Origin of the sequence: Pseudomonas sp. CAU 1711 (assembly GCF_039888625.1) — a bacterium.
GTDB lineage: Bacteria > Pseudomonadota > Gammaproteobacteria > Pseudomonadales > Pseudomonadaceae > Aquipseudomonas.
In genome coordinates this window covers 37,450-53,090 of sequence record NZ_JBDQQT010000004.1, presented here as the reverse complement: position 1 = coordinate 53,090, position 15,641 = coordinate 37,450, and the positions used below count along the sequence as shown (strand labels likewise).

16 protein-coding genes are annotated in these 15,641 nt (G+C 66.2%); 10 read left to right on the top strand and 6 right to left on the bottom strand.

Features of this window, described 5'->3' with window-relative positions; genetic code table 11:
• Window positions 1–45: 45 nt before the first annotated feature.
• The gene (locus AAFN46_RS05405) at window positions 46–381 is read right to left on the bottom strand and encodes a hypothetical protein (protein WP_347807670.1); all 336 of its coding nucleotides are present in this window, start codon (window positions 379–381) and stop codon (window positions 46–48) included.
• Window positions 382–537: 156 nt separating this feature from the next.
• Here AAFN46_RS05405 and AAFN46_RS05400 point away from each other — a divergent pair, with 156 nt between their 5' ends.
• Window positions 538–885: a hypothetical protein gene (locus AAFN46_RS05400; RefSeq protein ID WP_347807669.1), complete on the top strand. Its 348-nt coding sequence runs from the start codon at window positions 538–540 to the stop codon at window positions 883–885.
• Between the two features lie 116 nt (window positions 886–1,001).
• On the opposite strand, the gene AAFN46_RS05395 is transcribed toward AAFN46_RS05400, so the two are convergent.
• The 4 genes from AAFN46_RS05395 to AAFN46_RS05380 all read right to left on the bottom strand — a co-directional run bounded on the left by AAFN46_RS05395 (window position 1,002) and on the right by AAFN46_RS05380 (window position 3,636).
• Entirely contained in the window at window positions 1,002–1,232 is a 231-nt protein-coding gene (locus AAFN46_RS05395; RefSeq protein WP_347807668.1) for a GDCCVxC domain-containing (seleno)protein, read from the bottom strand.
• Between the two features lie 128 nt (window positions 1,233–1,360).
• Window positions 1,361–1,588, bottom strand: a complete 228-nt coding sequence (locus tag AAFN46_RS05390) for a zf-HC2 domain-containing protein (protein WP_347807667.1) — start codon at window positions 1,586–1,588, stop codon at window positions 1,361–1,363.
• Window positions 1,582–2,187, bottom strand: a complete 606-nt coding sequence (locus tag AAFN46_RS05385; protein ID WP_347807666.1) for a sigma-70 family RNA polymerase sigma factor — start codon at window positions 2,185–2,187, stop codon at window positions 1,582–1,584. The genes AAFN46_RS05390 and AAFN46_RS05385 overlap by 7 nt, the downstream gene beginning before the upstream one ends.
• Before the next feature lie 429 nt (window positions 2,188–2,616).
• Window positions 2,617–3,636 carry a zinc-dependent alcohol dehydrogenase family protein gene (locus tag AAFN46_RS05380; RefSeq protein WP_347807665.1) on the bottom strand — a complete coding sequence of 340 codons (1,020 nt, stop codon included), beginning with the start codon at window positions 3,634–3,636 and terminating at the stop codon, window positions 2,617–2,619.
• A 173-nt stretch (window positions 3,637–3,809) separates the two neighbouring features.
• On the opposite strand from AAFN46_RS05380, the gene AAFN46_RS05375 reads away from it, so the two are divergent.
• The 4 genes from AAFN46_RS05375 to AAFN46_RS05360 all read left to right on the top strand — a co-directional run bounded on the left by AAFN46_RS05375 (window position 3,810) and on the right by AAFN46_RS05360 (window position 10,911).
• A complete protein-coding gene (locus AAFN46_RS05375; protein WP_347807664.1) occupies window positions 3,810–4,727 on the top strand; it encodes a LysR family transcriptional regulator in 918 nt (305 codons plus the stop codon).
• A 160-nt stretch (window positions 4,728–4,887) separates the two neighbouring features.
• The gene (gene mexE, locus AAFN46_RS05370) at window positions 4,888–6,126 is read left to right on the top strand and encodes a multidrug efflux RND transporter periplasmic adaptor subunit MexE (RefSeq protein ID WP_347807663.1); all 1,239 of its coding nucleotides are present in this window, start codon (window positions 4,888–4,890) and stop codon (window positions 6,124–6,126) included.
• Window positions 6,127–6,331: 205 nt separating this feature from the next.
• The gene (locus tag AAFN46_RS05365; RefSeq protein ID WP_347807662.1) at window positions 6,332–9,514 is read left to right on the top strand and encodes an efflux RND transporter permease subunit; all 3,183 of its coding nucleotides are present in this window, start codon (window positions 6,332–6,334) and stop codon (window positions 9,512–9,514) included.
• Window positions 9,511–10,911 (top strand): TolC family protein, encoded by a 1,401-nt coding sequence (locus AAFN46_RS05360; protein ID WP_347807661.1) that lies wholly within the window; start codon window positions 9,511–9,513, stop codon window positions 10,909–10,911. Before AAFN46_RS05365 ends, AAFN46_RS05360 begins: the two co-directional genes overlap by 4 nt.
• Window positions 10,912–10,993: 82 nt before the next feature.
• Here the strand turns inward: AAFN46_RS05360 and AAFN46_RS05355 are convergent, their stop codons facing one another.
• Window positions 10,994–11,464: a PACE efflux transporter gene (locus AAFN46_RS05355; protein WP_347807660.1), complete on the bottom strand. Its 471-nt coding sequence runs from the start codon at window positions 11,462–11,464 to the stop codon at window positions 10,994–10,996.
• A gap of 131 nt (window positions 11,465–11,595) precedes the next feature.
• Between AAFN46_RS05355 and AAFN46_RS05350 the strand changes: the two genes are divergently transcribed.
• The 5 genes from AAFN46_RS05350 to AAFN46_RS05330 all read left to right on the top strand — a co-directional run bounded on the left by AAFN46_RS05350 (window position 11,596) and on the right by AAFN46_RS05330 (window position 15,638).
• Window positions 11,596–12,495, top strand: a complete 900-nt coding sequence (locus tag AAFN46_RS05350; protein ID WP_347807659.1) for a LysR substrate-binding domain-containing protein — start codon at window positions 11,596–11,598, stop codon at window positions 12,493–12,495.
• A 52-nt stretch (window positions 12,496–12,547) separates the two neighbouring features.
• On the top strand, window positions 12,548–13,207 hold the full coding sequence (locus AAFN46_RS05345; RefSeq protein WP_347807658.1) for a glutathione S-transferase family protein: 660 nt from the start codon (window positions 12,548–12,550) through the stop codon (window positions 13,205–13,207).
• Window positions 13,208–13,476: 269 nt separating this feature from the next.
• The gene (locus AAFN46_RS05340) at window positions 13,477–13,728 is read left to right on the top strand and encodes a helix-turn-helix domain-containing protein (protein WP_347807657.1); all 252 of its coding nucleotides are present in this window, start codon (window positions 13,477–13,479) and stop codon (window positions 13,726–13,728) included.
• Window positions 13,728–14,924, top strand: a complete 1,197-nt coding sequence (locus tag AAFN46_RS05335) for a type II toxin-antitoxin system HipA family toxin (protein ID WP_347807656.1) — start codon at window positions 13,728–13,730, stop codon at window positions 14,922–14,924. The genes AAFN46_RS05340 and AAFN46_RS05335 overlap by 1 nt, the downstream gene beginning before the upstream one ends.
• A gap of 261 nt (window positions 14,925–15,185) precedes the next feature.
• A complete protein-coding gene (locus AAFN46_RS05330; RefSeq protein ID WP_347807655.1) occupies window positions 15,186–15,638 on the top strand; it encodes a hypothetical protein in 453 nt (150 codons plus the stop codon).
• Window positions 15,639–15,641 lie beyond the last annotated feature (3 nt).

Below are 15,641 nucleotides of genomic sequence, written 5' to 3'. Positions count from 1 at the left end.
CGCGGAGCGACGGCGCCTGCGGCGCAGGCGCGGGGGATCAGGGCATCAGGCGAAGCGAGGAGGGCGCCAGAACCCGGCGGGCTCGCGCTCGATGGCCGCCGGGCTCGGCGCCGCCGCGGGACGTGAAGGGATCGGGGTGAGAGTCTTGCTCGCGGAGGTCTGTACGAGCCCACCGCTCTTGCATTCCAGGCCCGACTTGCAGGACTTCTTAGCGGACATTCCGCTGGATTCGTCCATGTGCTCGCAGCAGGGCGCATCCGCCAGCGCCGGTTCCTGGCTCTGCATCGGGCAATGCTGGGCCGGCATGCCGAAAGCCATGCCGGCGAAGCTCGGCAGCACGAGGCTGACCATCAGCAGCAGGACTAATCCGGTTCGACGCACGGGCGATCACCATTGGGGCACCGCGCGACGATAGCAGATCGCCCTGCAAAAGGCAGCGGGATCTCCCGGTATTCACAAGGCTCGCAGGGACAACCATGTAACAACGGGGCCGATTGACCATCGGAGGGGTGTAGGACATCTCTGGAGGATGAAATCATGAAAACTCTAATCGCCACGACCACTCTAGCGACCTTGCTGACGGGTTTCGGTGCCGTCCCGGCTCATGCGTCTGAGGCCAGCCCATTCTGGAGCGACCAGCACGCCCGGCTGATGCTGGCCGAGGGCGGCAGCGAGCGCCTCATCGTCAACCGTCAACGCATTCAAGAGTCGCTCGCTGCGCGAGATCGTCTGGACGATAGCCAGCGTTTCGCCGATCTCATCGAGGAACAGCCAACCGCGGCCGGCACCCGGGAGGACGCGCGGGAGACTCCGAGCGGCACGTCGGTACCGTCCTATAAGTCGCCTATCCTGCGGGATCGCGCCATCTACGGTAGTCCGCATTGATGCGTGGGGCGCCAGCCAAGGGAAGCCGCGTTTCGGGAGGCGGGCACAGGGATGTACCCGCCCGCGATGCGTGTGCCGAACCCTCGTCCTGGTGCCGCTCTACAGGAGGAGTCGTATCACCGGCCGCCATCTGTGCAGCATCCGCAGGGGCCTCGCCGTAGCTGGACCGGCGGGCAGGGCACCGAGCCGTAGGAGCAGAACACGCAACAGTCACCCGGTCTGGGACGCAACAGGGCGCGGCAGGACGGGCACTCCTGGTAGAACTGGCAGGCATCCGTCGGCATAGCCTGCTTCCAGGCAAAGCCGCACTGCGGACAGGTCAATTCGGACTCGAGGATGGCATTCATCGTCGGCTCACTTGTGCGCGATGGAGGGGTAGCCAGTGCTAACCGGGTAGAGCCCGCCGATGCTGTCGTTTATGGGCAAATGGCGGGGCACCCTGGCGCTCGGGGCGCGACATCGAGGTACGGCGCACTCAGTCATCCGCCTTGCGTAGTCGCTGAATGATGGCCGAGCTGTCGACCTGGCCATCTGCCAGCGGCAGTTTTTGCAGCACCTCGGAGGTCAGCTGCAACTGTTTAAGGTAGAGCTTGCAGCGTGGGCACATGCGTAAATGCATGAACACCGCCCAGCGACTCCTCAGGCTCAGGCGGCCCTCCATGATATCTGAGCTCAGCTCCGACATTTCCCGGCAGGTCAGCATGTTCCCGCCTCCTCGAAATGGTTGAGCATGGCATGCATGCGCTGCCGCCCGCGGTGCAGCAGGACGCGAATATTGCCTTCGCTCAGGTTGAGCGCGCGGGCGATCTCCGCATAGTCCAGGCCGCCCAGCTCGCGCATCAGCACCACGCTTTGCTGGTCGTTGGGCAGCCTGTGCAGGTGCTTGTTGATGCACTCGTACAGCTCTGCCTCGGTCAGCAACGCCTCCGGTGTATCGCGGTGCCATGGCGTGGGTGGGCTGCCCCAGGCACCTTGGGCATTGAAGCGGGAGCCGATGGGGGAGCCACTGTCCTTGCCCCAACCATCGAGGGGTATTTCGCGGCCCGTCTTGCGCAGGATGGCTTGGGCTTCGTTGATGGCTATGCGCGCAAGCCAGGTCCGCAGCTTTGAGCGGCCTTCGAATTTGGCGATGGCCGAGAATGCCTTGACCCAGGTCTCCTGGGCGACATCCTTGGCCAACTCGCGCCCCACCAGGGGAGTGGCCATCGTGACCAGAAAGGCATGATGCAACTGGATCGCACTCCCCAGGGCATCCTTGTCGCCCTGCCTGAGCCGCTTGAGCAATGCCTGTTCGTCATCCATCCGTGGTTTTCCTCCGTCGACGCGAGAATGAACGGATGTTTCTGGTTACAGCGCTGCTGTAACAAATCTGACCGGACTTGATCAGATTAGTAGTGAAACCCTCCGATAGGGGCGCCATCTGGCACTGAGCGCCGGCTTAGCCTTTCGAGGTTAGATGAGCGCTTGGGGGCGACGGCAAAGAGGGATGCCAGAGGCAAGAGGCCGGGTTGTGCCACAAGCGTGGAGACCGAGGGGGAAGAGCCGCTGTATCGCGGGGCCTCATGAACATCTATGGCATAGCACGTAATTTAACATAATATACATTATGCGAAGCATAGGACTCAGCGGAAGTGGACAGGGCTTGCGCTTCGCATAATGGTTCTTCTGTGAAATACGGCCCTGCCAAAGCGGCAAATTTCGAATCGGTGTCAGTGGCCGGGCGCGCGCCTGCTACTCCAGCGTCATCACCACCCGCCCGCCGGCCGGACAGGTCTCCATGAACTGGTTGGCGGCGACGAAATCCGCGAAGGCGAAGCGCCTGGAGATGGTCGGCTTGAGCAGACGGTCGGCGGTCATCTGGTTGATACGGGCCAGCGCGCGCTGCACCGCCGCCTCGTCGCGCTGCAGGCCCAGCTCCGGCTGGCCGGTGAAATCCAGCACACAGTGGCGGAAGAACTGCAGGTGCTTCTTGAACGCCGCGCAGGCCGGGAAGGCCGCGTCGTTGCCGCCGTTGACGCCATACAGGATCAGCTTGCCACGGGTCGCCGCGACGTCGCCGAGCAGCTTCATCTGCGGGCCGGCGCACTGATCCAGCACCACTTCCACGCCCTTGCCGTCGGTGAAGCGCTCGACTTCGAGGACCAGGTCCTGCTCCTCGGTGTCTATCACCTTGTCGGCACCCAGTTCACGCAGGTAGCCGCGAGTATCGCCCTCGCTGGTGGCGGCGATCACGGTGGCGCCCAGCGCCTTGGCCAGTTGCACCGCCTGCGGCGCCAGGCAATGGGCGGCCTCGGTGATCAGCACGCGCTGCCCGGGCTGCACATCGGCCAGCTCGACCAGGGCGAAGTAGGCCAGCATGAAGGGGGTGTAGTGCACGGCCGCCTCGGCCGGGCTGAGCACATCCGGATAGCGGGTCAGCGCGCAGCGCGGCATCAGCACCAGATCGCCCCAGGCCGGATACTGGTTGGGGCTGAAGGCCGGGAAACTGGCCACCGCCATGCCGGGAGCGAGATCCTCGACACCGGGACCGACCGCCTCGATCACCCCGGCCAGCTCGAAGCCGACACCGGCGGGCAGCCGCGCGGCCTCGTCCGGAGACAGGCTCTGGCGCCACAGCACGTCGCGCCAGCCCACGCCGAGCGCCTGGGTACGGATCAGCACTTCGTCATGACCGGGTTTCGGGGTCGGCAATTCCTCCAGACGCAGCACGCTGGCATCGCCGAACTGGTGGAAGCGGATCATGCGGGACATCACACACCTCGCCTACATATCTTCATGGCCACGGACTCTATACGGGCTTTACCTGCAAGACTACCCGCGCCTGTCGATAGTCACCATAACTGCGGATGATCGATTTACCCCTAAGACTTGACGTTGCCGACTCTGCCCCGCACCTTTCACAGATTCCCGAAAGGATGCCCGCGATGAACCGCAACGACCTGCGCCGTGTCGACCTGAACCTGCTGATCGTGTTCGAGACGCTGATGCACGAACGCAGCGTGACCCGTGCGGCGGAGAAGCTGTTTCTCGGCCAGCCGGCCATCAGCGCCGCCCTCGCCCGCCTGCGCAGCCTGTTCGACGACCCGCTGTTCGTGCGCACCGGACGCAGCATGGAGCCGACCGCGCGGGCCAGCGAGATCTTCGCCCTGCTCTCCCCGGCGCTGGATTCCATCTCCACCGCCGTCAGCCGCGCCACCGACTTCGACCCGGCCACCAGCAAGCAGGTTTTCCGCATCGGCCTGTCCGACGACGTCGAGTTCGCCCTGCTGCCGCCGCTGCTGCGCCGCCTGCGCGCCGAGGCACCGGGCGTGGTGCTGGTGATTCGCCGGGCCAACTACCTGCTGATGCCGGGACTGCTGGCTTCCGGCGAGATCTCCGTGGGCGTCTGCTACACCGACGAGCTGCCGGCCAACGCCAAGCGCAAGGTGCTGCGGCGCAGCAAGCCCAAGCTGTTGCGCGCCGACAGCGCACCCGGCGCGGTAAGCCTGGACGACTACTGCGCCCGGCCGCATGCGCTGGTGTCCTTCGCCGGCGACCTCACCGGCTTCATCGACGAGGAGCTGGAGAGGCTCGAACGCAAGCGCCGCGTGGTGCTCGCCGTGCCGCAGTTCAATGGCCTCGGCACCCTGCTGGCCGGCACCGACATAGTGGCCACCGTGCCGGACTACACCGCCGCCGCCCTGACCGCCGCCGGCGGCCTGCGCGCCGAGGAACTACCGCTGCCGGCACGCACCTTCGAGCTGCACATGGCCTGGCGCGGCGCCCAGGACAACGACCCCGCCGAGCGCTGGCTGCGCTCGCGCATCCAGATGTTCTGCGGCGATCCGGACAGCCTCGCCTGACGGGCTGCGAAGGCTCTAAATCGGCCATCGCACCGACTATCAATACAAACAGAGCAATCATCATTCCGGATGATAGTCACCTTCGGGTCGTTCGATTCGCACCTGCAAACTCCGCCCCGCAGACTCCGCCCATCCACAAATCCGACTGGCGGAGTCAAACATGGAACAGTCACCTCATCTCTCCTGGCGCCTGCCCCTGGCCATCGCCGCGGCCCTGGTGCTGAGCGCCTGCGGCAAGGGCGAGGAAGCCGCGCAACAGATGCCGGCGGCCAAGGTCAGCATCGCCGAAGTGATCGAACAGCCGATCAACGAATGGGACGAATTCACCGGACGCCTGGAGGCGCCGGAGTCCGTCGAGGTCAGGCCCCGGGTCTCCGGCTATATCGACCGCGTCGCCTTCCATGAAGGCAGCCTGGTGAAGAAAGGCGACCTGCTGTTCCAGATCGACCCGCGCCCCTTCGAGGCCGAGGTCAAGCGCTTGCAGGCCCAGCTGCAACAGGCCCGCGCCAACCAGACCCGCGCCGCCAACGAGGCCCGCCGCGGCGAGCGCCTGCGCCAGAGCAACGCCATCTCCGCCGAACTGGCCGATGCCCGCGCCAGCGCCGCTACCGAAGCCCAGGCTGCGGTTGCCGCGACCCAGGCCGAGCTGGACAACGCCCTGCTCAACCTCAGCTTCACCCGCGTCACCGCGCCGATCGACGGCCGCGTCAGCCGCGCCGAAGTCACCGCTGGCAACCTGGTCGGCGCCGGTCAGTCGCTGCTGACCACCGTAGTCTCCACCGACAAGGTCTACGCCTACTTCGACGCCGACGAGCGCGTGTTCCTCAAATACGTCGAGCTGGCCCGCCAGGCCGGCGGCGACGCCCGCGGCGCCAGCCCGGTGTACCTCGGCCTGTCCAGCGAGAGCGGCCACCCGCATGCAGGCCAGCTGGATTTCCTCGACAACCAGGTCAACCCGCGCACCGGCACCATCCGCGGGCGCGCCGTGTTCGACAATAGCGACGGCCGCTTTACTCCCGGCCTCTACGCCCGCCTCAAGCTGGTCGGCAGCGGCACCTACCCGGCCGCGTTGATCAAGGACGAGGCGGTCGGCACCGACCTGGGCAAGAAGTTCGTCCTGGTGCTCGACAAGGACAACGCCGTGCAGTACCGCGCCATCGAACTCGGGCCGAAGCTGGAGGGCCTGCGCATCGTGCGCAGCGGCCTGGCCAAGGGCGAGAAGATAGTGGTCAACGGCCTGCAGCGCGCCATGCCCGGTGCACCGGTCGATCCGCAAAGCGTGCCGATGGCCGACGACAGCACCCTCGCCCGCCTCGCCGAACTGCGCCGCGCCGTCGATGGCAGCCGTGCTCCACAGGTAGCCGAGCAAAGCGCCAAGCCCGGCACGCCGCGTAGCTGACCCTAGGCTGGGTTAGGCCAAAGGCCGTAACCCAGCGTTGCGAACCAGCCTGTACACCGCTCGCTGGGTTACGCCGCGAGGCGGCTAACCCAGCCTACGGGCCTACGGGCCGGGTCAGGTACAAGCCTTATCAAGAATACCGTCCGGTGAGCCACGCCGCAGGCCGGCTCTCCCCGAAAATGCCTATCCGCACAGGTAGACGAAGATGAATTTCTCCCAGTTCTTCATCCGGCGGCCGATCTTCGCCGCCGTGCTGTCGCTGCTGATCCTGATCGCCGGTGCGATCTCGCTGTTCCAGCTGCCGATCAGCGAATACCCGGAAGTGGTGCCGCCCACCGTGGTGGTGCGCGCCAACTTCCCCGGCGCCAACCCCAAGGTGATAGGCGAAACCGTCGCCTCACCGCTGGAGCAGGCCATCACCGGCGTCGAGGGCATGCTCTACATGTCCTCGCAGTCCACCGCCGACGGCAAGCTGACCCTGACCATCACCTTCGCCCTCGGCACCGACCTGGACAACGCCCAGGTACAGGTGCAGAACCGCGTGACCCGCACCATGCCGACCCTGCCGGTCGAGGTGCAGCGCCTGGGCGTGACCGTCGACAAGGCTTCGCCCGACCTGACTATGGTGGTGCACCTGACCTCGCCGGATCAGCGCTACGACATGCTCTACCTGTCCAACTTCGCCGCGCTCAACGTCAAGGACGAGCTGGCGCGTCTGGACGGCGTGGGTGACGTGCAGCTGTTCGGCATGGGCAACTACTCGCTGCGCGTGTGGTTGGACCCGAACCAGGTGGCCTCGCGCAACCTCACCGCCAGCGACGTGGTCGCCGCGATCCGCGAGCAGAACCGCCAGGTCGCCGCCGGCGCCCTCGGCGCGCCGCCCTCGGATGCCGGCAACAGCTTCCAGCTGTCGATCAACACCCAGGGTCGCCTGGTCAGCGAGGAAGAGTTCGAGAACATCATCATCCGCGCCGGCGAAGACGGCGAGATCACCCGCCTCAAGGACATCGCCCGCATCGAACTGGGCTCCAGTCAGTACGCCCTGCGCTCGCTGCTGAACAACCAGCCGGCCGTGGCCATTCCGGTGTTCCAGCGCCCCGGCTCCAACGCCATCGAAATCTCCGACGCCGTGCGTGCGCGCATGGCCGAGCTGAAGCAGGGCTTCCCGCAGGGCGTGGACTACGAAATCGTCTACGACCCGACCATCTTCGTGCGCGGCTCCATCGAGGCGGTGGTGCACACCCTGCTCGAGGCCATCGTGCTGGTGGTGCTGGTGGTGATCCTGTTCCTGCAGACCTGGCGCGCCTCGATCATCCCGCTGGCCGCCGTGCCGGTGTCGCTGATCGGCACCTTCGCCGTGATGCACCTGTTCGGCTTCTCGCTCAACGCCCTGTCGCTGTTCGGCCTGGTGCTGGCCATCGGCATCGTGGTGGACGATGCCATCGTCGTGGTGGAAAACGTCGAGCGTAATATCGGCCTGGGCAAATCGCCGGTCGAGGCCACCCGCCAGGCCATGAAGGAAGTGACCGGGCCGATCATCGCCACCGCGCTGGTGCTATGCGCCGTATTCGTGCCGACCGCCTTCATCTCCGGCCTCACCGGGCAGTTCTACCAGCAGTTCGCCCTGACCATCGCCATCTCCACGGTGATCTCGGCGTTCAATTCGCTGACCCTGTCGCCGGCCCTGGCCGCCGCGCTGCTGAAGGATCACCACGCGCCCAAGGATCGCTTCTCCCGCGTGCTCGACAAGCTGTTCGGCGGCTGGCTGTTCGCCCCGTTCAACCGCTTCTTCGACCGCGCCAGCCACGGCTACGTCGGCACCGTGAAGCGCGTGCTGCGCGGCAGCTCCATCGCCCTGCTGGTCTATGGCGGCCTGCTGGTCCTCGGCTACCTGGGCTTCTCCAGCACCCCGACCGGCTTCGTGCCGCAACAGGACAAGCAGTACCTGGTCGCCTTCGCCCAACTGCCCGATGCCGCCACCCTCGACCGGACCGAGGCGGTGATGAAACGCATGTCGGAGATCGCCGCCGAGCACCCGGGCATCGAGAACACCGTGGCTTTCCCGGGCCTGTCGATCAACGGCTTCACCAACAGCCCGAACAGCGGCATCGTGTTCACCCCGCTGCGTCCGTTCGACGAGCGCAAGGATCCCTCGCTGAGCGCCGGTGCCATCGCCGCCGAGCTGAATGCCCAGTTCGCCGAGATCCAGGACGCCTACATCGCCATCTTCCCGCCGCCGCCCGTGCAGGGCCTCGGCACCATCGGCGGCTTCCGCCTGCAGGTCCAGGATCGCGGCAGCCTCGGCTACGAGGAGCTGTACAAGCAGACCCAGAACGTCCTGGCCAAGGCGCGCCAGCTGCCGGAACTGAACCCGATGTCGCTGTTCACCAGCTACCAGGTCAACGTGCCGCAGGTGGATGCCGCCATCGACCGCGAGAAAGCCAAGACCCACGGCGTGGCCATCAGCGACATCTTCGACACCATGCAGGTGTACCTGGGCTCGCTGTATGCCAACGACTTCAACCGCTTCGGCCGCACCTATCAGGTCAACGTCCAGGCCGACCAGCAGTTCCGCCTGGAGCCCGAGCAGATCGGCCAGCTCAAGGTGCGCAACAATCGTGGCGAGATGATCCCACTGTCGACCTTCGTCAAGGTCGAGAACAGCTCGGGGCCGGACCGGGTGATGCACTACAACGGCTTCCTCACCGCCGAGATCAACGGCGCGGCGGCTCCCGGCTACAGCTCCGGCCAGGCCGAGGCGGCCATCGCCCGGCTGCTCAAGGAGGAACTGCCCAACGGCATGACGTTCGAGTGGACCGAGCTGACCTATCAGCAGATCCTCGCCGGCAATACCGCGATCTTCATCTTCCCGCTCTGCGTGCTACTGGCCTTCCTGGTGCTGGCCGCCCAGTACGAGAGCTGGAGCCTGCCGCTGGCGGTGATCCTGATCGTGCCGACCGTGCTGTTCTCCGCCATCACCGGGGTGATCCTGGCCGGCGGCGACAACAACGTGTTCACCCAGATCGGCCTGATCGTGCTGGTGGGCCTGGCGTGCAAGAACGCTATCCTCATCGTCGAGTTCGCCAAGGAGAAGCAGGAAGAAGGCCTTGACCGTATGACCGCTGTGCTGGAAGCCTGCCGCCTGCGTCTGCGCCCGATCCTGATGACCTCCATCGCCTTCATCATGGGCGTGGTGCCCCTGGTGCTGTCGTCCGGCGCCGGCGCCGAGATGCGCCATGCCATGGGCGTGGCGGTGTTTTCCGGGATGATCGGCGTGACCTTCTTCGGCTTGCTGCTGACCCCGGTGTTCTACGTGCTGATCCGCGCCTTCGTGGAGAAGCGCGAGGCGCGCAAGGCCAACCAGATCGCTGACGAGGTGCATGCATGAAGCCGTTGATTCCCGCCCTGCTCGCCCTCGCCCCCGCTTTTATGTTGGCCGCCTGCGCCGTCGGCCCGGACTACCGGGCGCCGGACACCGCGCCTGCGCAGATCGCCGCGCTGGAGGCCGGTGACTACGACCGCACCGACTTCGAAGCGGCCTGGTGGCAGCAGTTCGACGACCCGACCCTGAGTCAGCTGGTGCAGCAGTCGCTCAAGGAAAACCGCGAGCTGCGCGTGGCCTTCGCCCGCCTGCGCGCCGCCCGCGCCATCCGCGACGATGTCGGCAACGACCAGATGCCGGTGATCACCAGCCGCGCCAGCGGCGAGTTCGGCAAGGCCCAGCAGCCACCGACCAGCGAGCAGCGCATCCGTCAGGAGCGCTACGACCTGGGCCTGGACATGGCCTGGGAACTCGACCTGTTCGGCCGCATCCAGCGCAGCATCGAGGCCAGCGACGCGCAGAGCGAGGCCGCCGAGGCCGAGCTGTACCAGCTGCAGGTCAGCCTGATCGCTGAGCTGGTGGACGCCTACGGCAATCTGCGCGGCGCCCAGCTCAGGGAGCGCATCGCCCGCGACAACCTGAACAACCAGCAGGAGTCGCGCGCGCTCACCGAGCAGCTGCGCGACGCCGGCATCGGCAGCGAGCTGGACGTGCTGCGCGCCGACGCCCGCCTGGCCGCCACCGAAGCCAGCCTGCCGCAACTGCAGGCCGAGGAAGCGCGGGCGCGCAATCGCATCGCCACCCTGCTCGGCCAGCGTCCGGAACAGCTGACGGTCGACCTTTCTCCACAGCCCTTGCCGATCATTGCCAAGGCCCTGCCCATCGGCGACCCCGCCGAACTGCTGCGCCGCCGCCCGGACGTGCGCGTGGCCGAGCGCCGGCTGGCCGCCGCCACCGCCAATGTCGGGGTGGCCACCGCCGACCTGTTCCCCAAGGTCAGCCTGAGCGGCTTCCTCGGCTTTACCGCCGGCCGCGGCTCCCAATTGGGCGCCGCCGATGCGCGGGCCTGGGGCGTGGCGCCGACCATCAGCTGGGCCGCCTTCGACCTCGGCAGCGTGCGCGCCCGCCTGCGCGGCGCCGAGGCCGACGCCGATGGCGCCCTGGCCCAGTACGAGCAGCAGGTGCTGCTGGCCCTGGAAGAGTCGGAAAACGCCTTCAGCGACTACGCCAAGCGCCAGCAGCGCCTGATCTCGCTGGTGCGCCAGTCCGAGGCCAGCCGCGCGGCGGCGGCCCAGGCCGCGGTGCGCTACCGCGAAGGCAGCGAGGACTTCCTGGTGCTGCTCGATGCCGAACGCGAGCGCCTGGCCGCCGAGGACGCCCAGGCCCTGGCCGAGATCGAGCTGTACCGCGGCATAGTCGCCATCTACAAGGCGCTCGGCGGAGGCTGGCAGCCCAGCGCCTGATTGCTGTTCCTCCTGGGCCGACACCGCCCTTTGTCGGCCACCACTCGTCCCCGCGGCTCAGCTCCTGTCCGTGGGGATTTTTTTATCCGCAAGAGCCGCTGCGAGATGAGCAGATATCACCCATTGGCGGACATTCGCGCGCCGAGTCGGGCACGCCGAACAGCAGGTCGAAGGCCCACTGGAAGGCAAAGGCGTAGAAGAAGAAAAACGCCAGCAGACCGATATCGGCGACCAGCGCCTGCCACCAGCCGATGTCCAGCCACCAGGCCATGACCGGCACCAACAACAGCGCCAGGCCACCCTCGAAACCGAAGGCATGCAGCAGCCGTCGCCCCAGCGTCCGGGTGCGCAGCCGCTGACGGCCCTCCCAGTACTCGAACAGGCTGTTGAACAGCATGTTCCAGCTCAACGCCAGCAACGACAGCAACAACGCCAGTGCGCCGGTGTGCGCCAGCCCCTTGTCGAAGGCCAGCGCCAGCACCGGGGCCACGAACAGCGCCCCGACCAGCTCATAGAGCACGGCCTGCGTCACTTTCCTCATCGGCCCCTGCATCTCATCGACCTCCTCGCGGCAACCCCGGAATGGCGTGCACTGGCGGCCACTCTAGGGCGGGCGAGTTTTCGCAACAAATGACCTATAGTTCGCCAGGATGAAATCAATTCACCAGTCAGGATGATGCCCGCATGTTTGCCCGCCTGCCCCTCACCGCGCTGCGCACCTTCGAGTCGGCGGCGCGCCTGGCCAGCTTTCGTGCCGCGGCCCTGGAGTTGAGCGTTACCCCGACCGCCGTTTCCCACCAGATCCGCGGACTGGAGCAATGGCTGGGCGTACTGCTGTTCGAGCGTCTCGGCCGAGGCGTGCGCCTCACCGAGGCCGGCGAGAAGCTGCAACGCAATCTGCACGGCGCCCTGCTGGAAGTCGACCGCTGCCTGACCACCCTGCGCCCGCAGCCCGGCGAGCAGTGCATCAGCCTCAACACCATGCCGGCCTTCGCCGCACTCTGGCTGATCCCCCGCCTCGGTCGTTTCTATCGGCGCCACCCCGGTATCCGCGTACGCATCGAGACCAGCAACGAACTGGTCGACCTCGAGCGCGACGCCAGCCTCGACCTGGTGATCCGCTGCGTCCTGGGCGAATACCCGCAACTGCACCAGCAGTTCCTGATGGAGGAGCGCTTCGCCGCCTATGCCGCGCCACAACTGCTGCAGCGCCTGCCCGGCGAAGCGGAACTGATCGGCGTGGGCTGGGAGGCGCCACTGTCCGGCCTGCCCGCCTGGGAGACCTGGGCCGACAGGGCCGGCGAAGACTGGGTACACGGCGCCACCCGCCGCGACTACCCGGACGAGCACTACGCCCTGCAGGCGGCCATCGCCGGCCAGGGCCTGGTACTGGCCAGCTCGGTACTGGCGTCGGACAGCCTGGCCAGCGGCCTGCTGCAACCCTATCGGAGCGACATCAGCCTGCCCGGGGCCCGCTACCTCGCGCTGTGCGTGCCCGGTCGCCAGCGTCAGCCGGCGCTCAAGGCCCTGCTGGACTGGCTGGCCGAAGAAGCGGCGCTGGAAAACGCCCCGGCTGTCGATTGAGGCGCGCGCCGTTCGACCAGTAGCAAGCCCCCAGCCCATGGAGACCCGCAGCATGGCCCTCGAACTCTTCGCCCACCCCTTCTCCTCCTACTGCCAGAAGGTGCTGATCGCCCTCTACGAGAACGACACGCCCTTCGAATACCGTCTGCTGGCGCCGGAGCAGCCGCAGAACATGGCGCAACTGGCCGAGCTGTGGCCCATGCGCCGCTTCCCGCTGCTGCTGGACGAGGGCCAGGCGGTGGTAGAGTCGAGCATCATCATCGAGCACCTGCAGCTGCGTCATCCGGGGCCGGTGCGATTGATCCCGGACGACCCGCAGCAGGCCCTGGAGGTGCGTTTCATGGACCGGGTGTTCGACAACTACGTCGCCACCCCGCAGCAGAAGTGCGTATTCGATGCCTTGCGCTCACCGGATGATCGCGATGCCTATGGCGTGGCCGAAGCGCGGCGCATGCTGGAAACCGCCTACGCCTGGCTGGAACGACGCCTGCAGGGCCGTACCTGGGCCGCCGGCGCCAGCTTCAGCCTGGCCGACTGCGCGGCGGCGCCCTTCCTGTTCTACGCCGACTGGACCCTGTCGATTGGTGAGGCCTTCCCCACCGTGCGCGCCTATCGCCAACGCCTGCTGCAGCGCCCTTCCTTCGCCCGTGCGGTGGACGAGGCACGGCCCTACCGGTCGTTCTTCCCGCTCGGCGCGCCGGACCGGGACTGAGCGCCAAGGGATTATGGGTTGCCTGGAAACGCTGCAAGCCCAGTGAAATTCAGTGGACTGCAAGTCACGCGATAGAGCGGATTAAGCGTATTCGAGCGAAATCTGTGAGCGCTGGGCACTGTCCCGCCAGTGTGCCGACTCTCGTACCGTCGAGGCTGCATAAGAGCAGCGCCCGGCCTCCTCTCGGGCTTGAAAGGCAATGCTCGCTTTGATTTTTCTCTTGGTTCCGTATACGTTACATTTATCTTGACTTGTTGCGTATACGGGACATGGACCATTCCCTCATCACCACTCGCCTTGGCCTGCAGGTTCGGCAGCGACGCCTGAACCTCGGCCTGACTCAGGCCAGGCTTGCCGCTCTGGCGGGCATCACTCGGCAGAAGGTCATCGCCGTCGAGAAGGGCGACCTGTCGGTCGGCATGACGGCCTATGCGCGGGTGCTGGGGGCCTTGGACTGTGAGTTCGCGGTGGTACCCGCCGCGATGCCCACGCTGGATGAAATCCAGGGAGTGTTCGACTGATGGCCGCCGTGCTGCAGGTTTCGACGCCAGAGGGCGATAGCGGGAAGATCCTCACCAGCGCTGGGGATTATCTGTTCCGCTACCACGAGGGGGCCCGCGCGCAGGCGGCGATCAGCTTGCTCATGCCGGTGCGGCTGGATGAATACCGCCACCGGGAGCTGCACCCGATCTTCCAGATGAACCTGCCGGAAGGCTATGTCCTGGAGCAGTTGCGCAACCGCCTGGCCAAGCTGGTGAGCGTCGACCCCACGCTGCTCCTGGCGCTGTCTGGCAGCAGTGCGCCGATTGGCCGTGTAACGGTGAATTCACCGGAGGTCGATGCGCTGCTGGAGCGGCAGCAGTTCCCGGGAGAAAAGCTGGAGGAAATCCTCGCCTGGGATGGTGCGGAAGATATCTTCGCCGGCCTGGTCGATCGCTACATCCTGCGTGCCGGCATCTCGGGCGTGCAGCCCAAGGTCTTGGTGCCTGAGCATCAGGACTCCGCGCCACAGCGTTTTACCTCGAAAACCACCGACCTGATCATCAAGAGTGGCCGGGATGAGTTTCCGGGGCTGGCGATCAATGAATTCCTCTGCATGTCCGTGGCCCAGGAAGCGGGGCTTGCGGTGCCGGAGTTCTACCTGTCGGCCAACGCCAGGCTGTTCGTCATGCGCCGCTTCGACCGCGACGAGCAGCTCAACCCCATCGGCTTCGAGGACATGGCAGCCCTGATGGGCCTGGCTGCGGAGCAGAAGTACAGCAAGAGCTATTCGGCCATCGCCAAGGCCATCCGCCTGTTCTGCCCGCCCGATCAGGTGCAGGGCTCGCTGGCCCAGCTCTTCGCCATGGTGACCCTGAGCTGCATCGTCGGTAACGGCGACGCCCACCTGAAGAACTTCGGGCTGCTGTATTCCGACCCCACCCGGCGCGATGCGCGGCTGGCGCCGGCCTACGACATCGTCAACACCACGGCCTACATTCCAGAGGACGTACTGGCGCTGGATCTCGTGGGCAACAAGTCGATGTTCGCGTCGCGGCAGGGGCTACTGGACTTCGCTCGGATCTGTGATGTGGCGCAGCCGGATGAAGTGATTCGCGGGCAGCTGGGCGCGCTGGAACGAGTGCTGGCGCGCTCAACCGAGGTGTGCGAGCAGGCCCCCCATGTAAGCGCGGCAATCAGGCGGTGCGCTGAGCCGTTTATGAAAACATTCGGCTAGCTGCGTGTTCGGACGGCCCTCGTTTGGCATGGATGTCATTGATCGGCGAGCCTATTCGGCTCATCTAGTGAGCCGATAATGCCGCCTATTCGGCTCATGACAGCCCTGGGTCCGCGAGACGTGGGTCAACTGGATTATCCCGCTTCGCTAACCATCTCCGGCCGATGGGCAATCGAATTGGGTGACGGAAGTTTTCTTGTACCGGCGCGAAGTCGCTTAGCATAGCCTCGCAACGTCCCCGCCCTGCTACAAGGAAAGTCGATGAAAAAGCGCCTGCTGCTGCCCCTGCTCTGCCTGTTCTCCACCCTCGCCCACGCCGACTCGGCATTGACCGAGGCCAGTATCCGCGCCCTTTACGCCGATATCGCCGCCGCCGCCTCGCAGCGCGATGTCGAAGGCACTCTGGGGTATATGAGCGAGGACGTGCGCATCCATATCGCCGCACCCAAGGGCAGCATCGAACTCGATGCGGACAAGTACCGCCAGTTGCTCACGCAGGGCTGGAGCGGCCTGGACAGCTACCGCATGGAAGTGGCCATCGAGTCGATCGAGATCGCCGCCGACGGGCAGAGCGCCACGGTCAAGGACAGCACCCAGGAAACCCTGAGCCTGAACGGCCAGGAGATGAGCACCGGCATGCAGGAAACCGCCAGCCTGCGCCTGATCGACGGCGAGCCGAAGATCGTGCGGATCGAGGCGACCATCCAGCCTTGAGGG

Bases quoted from the DNA above. Each gene is read 5' to 3' on its own strand.
- AAFN46_RS05400 (WP_347807669.1), top strand. From the start codon at position 538: ATGAAAACTCTAATCGCCACGACCACTCTAGCGACCTTGCTGACGGGT.
- AAFN46_RS05395 (WP_347807668.1), bottom strand. From the start codon at position 1,232: ATGAATGCCATCCTCGAGTCCGAATTGACCTGTCCGCAGTGCGGCTTT.
- AAFN46_RS05390 (WP_347807667.1), bottom strand. From the start codon at position 1,588: ATGCTGACCTGCCGGGAAATGTCGGAGCTGAGCTCAGATATCATGGAG.
- AAFN46_RS05385 (WP_347807666.1), bottom strand. From the start codon at position 2,187: ATGGATGACGAACAGGCATTGCTCAAGCGGCTCAGGCAGGGCGACAAG.
- AAFN46_RS05380 (WP_347807665.1), bottom strand. From the start codon at position 3,636: ATGTCCCGCATGATCCGCTTCCACCAGTTCGGCGATGCCAGCGTGCTG.
- AAFN46_RS05375 (WP_347807664.1), top strand. From the start codon at position 3,810: ATGAACCGCAACGACCTGCGCCGTGTCGACCTGAACCTGCTGATCGTG.
- mexE (WP_347807663.1), top strand. From the start codon at position 4,888: ATGGAACAGTCACCTCATCTCTCCTGGCGCCTGCCCCTGGCCATCGCC.
- AAFN46_RS05365 (WP_347807662.1), top strand. From the start codon at position 6,332: ATGAATTTCTCCCAGTTCTTCATCCGGCGGCCGATCTTCGCCGCCGTG.
- AAFN46_RS05360 (WP_347807661.1), top strand. From the start codon at position 9,511: ATGAAGCCGTTGATTCCCGCCCTGCTCGCCCTCGCCCCCGCTTTTATG.
- AAFN46_RS05355 (WP_347807660.1), bottom strand. From the start codon at position 11,464: ATGCAGGGGCCGATGAGGAAAGTGACGCAGGCCGTGCTCTATGAGCTG.
- AAFN46_RS05350 (WP_347807659.1), top strand. From the start codon at position 11,596: ATGTTTGCCCGCCTGCCCCTCACCGCGCTGCGCACCTTCGAGTCGGCG.
- AAFN46_RS05345 (WP_347807658.1), top strand. From the start codon at position 12,548: ATGGCCCTCGAACTCTTCGCCCACCCCTTCTCCTCCTACTGCCAGAAG.
- AAFN46_RS05340 (WP_347807657.1), top strand. From the start codon at position 13,477: ATGGACCATTCCCTCATCACCACTCGCCTTGGCCTGCAGGTTCGGCAG.
- AAFN46_RS05335 (WP_347807656.1), top strand. From the start codon at position 13,728: ATGGCCGCCGTGCTGCAGGTTTCGACGCCAGAGGGCGATAGCGGGAAG.
- AAFN46_RS05330 (WP_347807655.1), top strand. From the start codon at position 15,186: ATGAAAAAGCGCCTGCTGCTGCCCCTGCTCTGCCTGTTCTCCACCCTC.